Source organism: Moorena sp. SIO4A1 (assembly GCF_010672065.1).
In the GTDB taxonomy this organism is placed as follows: domain Bacteria; phylum Cyanobacteriota; class Cyanobacteriia; order Cyanobacteriales; family Coleofasciculaceae; genus Moorena.
Genome location: NZ_JAAHHX010000240.1, coordinates 1 through 2,747, shown reverse-complemented (window position 1 = coordinate 2,747; position 2,747 = coordinate 1). Strand labels below are relative to the sequence as shown.

Genomic DNA, 2,747 nt, shown 5'->3' with positions numbered 1-2,747 from the left:
TGACACCGTCAGTGCGATTCGTTGGCTAGAAACCTTATCCCATAAGGATTTGGGGGATTAGCCACAAGGTAAGAAACCTTGATAACTTGATAACCATGTTGGTGAAATACCAACCCTCGCGAAATCCGAGTGACAGCCCTACCCCTAATCACTGAGAATTAACAAGCTCTAGGTTAAAGCGGGGTCAAACGGTAAAACACTACTAGCTAAAAGTGGTGGCTAACTAGGCAATAGAACTCACGGGTACGAGAGAAAGATACGCCTGAACCGTCGTCATCCATGAACAGCGAAATAGCTGAAACGCTGTAATCAAATAGAAACGGAACACATAGGGTTATAAAGATTGATGGTTTTATAATGATTTCCCTAGTTCCCGGCGGACAGTATCACCCTAAAAGTTCACAGAATGGTTATCAGGAACGAAGTAACCACATAGGTACTCTCAGGGCGGTCGGTCACTGAGTAGGTAGTTAGCCCCATGGCCTATGTTGGAAAGATTGAGTCAGAAGCAAACGTTTAGGGGTAATACCTAGAATACGCTGACAGACTCACGTTGTAGGAAAATGTAGAGTTATGAGTAGCAATTAACATGTCTAAAACTCGGGGGTTCGCCCCACAGTCGGAATGGAGTAAGGTTGATTGGCGAAAGCTAGAAATAACCGTATTCAAGTTGCAAAAACGAATCTACAGAGCCTCCCAACGTGGCGATAGTCGCGTGGTAAGAAAGCTTCAAAAAACTATGATGAAATCCTGGTCTGCCAAGATGGTAGCGGTCAGGAAGGTAACTCAACAAAATAAAGGTAAAAAGACGGCTGGAATAGATGGGAAAAAAGCTTTAACCAACAAGCAACGACTCACCTTAGTAGCCAACCTGAAATTGTATAAGAAACCTCAACCTACCCGTAGAGTTTGGATTGATAAACCAGGTCGTAATGAGAAACGTCCTCTAGGTATACCAACTATCTATGACCGAGCACTCCAAGCACTAACCAAACTTGCCTTAGAACCGGAATGGGAAGCGGTCTTTGAACCTAATTCATACGGATTCAGACCAGGACGGTCTTGTCACGATGCCATCGAAACAATATTTCTCGGAATCAATAAAATGCCCAAATGGGTATTAGACGCCGATATCTCCAAATGTTTCGACAAAATTAATCATGATGTCCTTTTAGGAAAACTGAATACCTATCCATCCATGAAACGATTAATCAAAAACTGGTTAAAGGCAGGAGTAATGGATAATAGAACATTCAACCCTACAGATGAGGGCACTCCCCAAGGTGGAATAATTTCTCCACTTTTGGCGAATATAGCTCTCCACGGAATGGAAGAACGAATAAAAGAGTTCGCAAGAACTCTACCCGGACAAAAGGCAAAAAATGTCAAAGCTCTCAATTTCGTTCGATACGCAGACGACTTCATCATCATGCACAAATCCAAAGAAGTGGTAGAAGAATGTCTTGAGATAATAAAGGACTGGCTGAAAGACATAGGCTTGGAATTGAAGCCCAGTAAGACCAGAATTACCCACACTTTCAACGGATATGACTTCCTCGGATTCAATATACGTCAATACGAAGTGGGTAAACATCAGTCAAACAACAAGGGCTACAAAACCTTAATCAAACCATCTCAAAAGAAAGTAAAAGAGCATTACGAGCGGCTCGCAAAGGTCATAGATAACCACAAAGCCGCTCCACAAGCCGCTTTAATAAGCAAACTCAGGCCTATTATAACGGGATGGTGTAATTACAACCGCTCACAGGTTAGTAAGAAAATCTTCTCGAAGTTAGACCACTTGCTCTGTTACAAACTTCAAAGATGGGGATACAGAAGACACCCTAACAAATCCAAGACCTGGGTAAACAATAAATACTGGGGAACCAAGGTTGAAAAACCGCAGAATCCGTGGGACGCCCGGAAAATCGACAACTGGGTCTTTATGACAGGGGAGGAAAACTACCTACCCAAGCACGCCAAGACCCCTGTGGTCAGGCACGTCAAAGTAAAAGAATCCAGAAGCACATTTGACGGAGACCTAATTTATTGGAGTAACAGAATGCAGAAACATCCTGAAATGTCTACCCAAAAAGGAAAACTTTTAAAAAGACAAAAAGGAAAATGTGCCCACTGTGGTCTCACCTTCAGGTCAGAGGATTTAATAGAGAAGCATCACATAATACCACGCGCACTAGGTGGAAGTGACCTAAATAAGAACCTAGAGTTACTACATCTCCATTGCCACGATGCGAAACATAGAACTAATGTCAAACCTAAGTGTCAAGAATCAAGTAGCGATTCCTCTGAACTGGATGACAACCCGTTCTAATGTAGAGGTACCAATGACAATGGTTCCTATAATGAGGAGCCGTATGACAGGAAACTGTCACGTACGGTTTTGAAGACGAGTCGGTGGAGGCGACTCCTCGGCTTAGTTTAATGGATGTCGGGTGAAACGCGGTTTATACAAGTCTTCCGAAGGATGGCTGATAAATGCCGATTGTAACGGTGCTGCAAATATCGCCAGAAAAGTAGCTGCACAGTTGGGCCTTGACCTGACCAGGGTAGGTAGGGGAGCTTTGACACTCCCAAACCGGTATGATTTGTTCACTTGCTTGAGTAAATTATACCGGACAAGAAGTGACGAGGTGCGGTTTCAACCCGCCTCGTAACAACCTTGTAGAATCCCCGTATTTTAATGCGGGGAGATGTCAATATCTTTGATCGCAACTAAGTATTAGAAA

1 protein-coding gene and 1 pseudogene are annotated in these 2,747 nt (G+C 43.3%); both read left to right on the top strand.

Annotated elements, in window-relative coordinates:
- The first annotated feature begins 589 nt into the window (after positions 1-589).
- Positions 590-2,332, top strand: coding sequence for a group II intron reverse transcriptase/maturase (gene ltrA / locus F6K53_RS36715; RefSeq protein ID WP_293068805.1), 1,743 nt, complete (start codon positions 590-592; stop codon positions 2,330-2,332).
- 109 nt (positions 2,333-2,441) lie between these two features.
- A pseudogene (locus F6K53_RS36710) lies at positions 2,442-2,675 on the top strand (RNA-guided endonuclease TnpB family protein); the annotation flags it as partial.
- Between the last annotated feature and the right edge of the window lie 72 nt (positions 2,676-2,747).

Bases quoted from the DNA above. Each gene is read 5' to 3' on its own strand.
- ltrA (WP_293068805.1), top strand. From the start codon at position 590: ATGTCTAAAACTCGGGGGTTCGCCCCACAGTCGGAATGGAGTAAGGTT.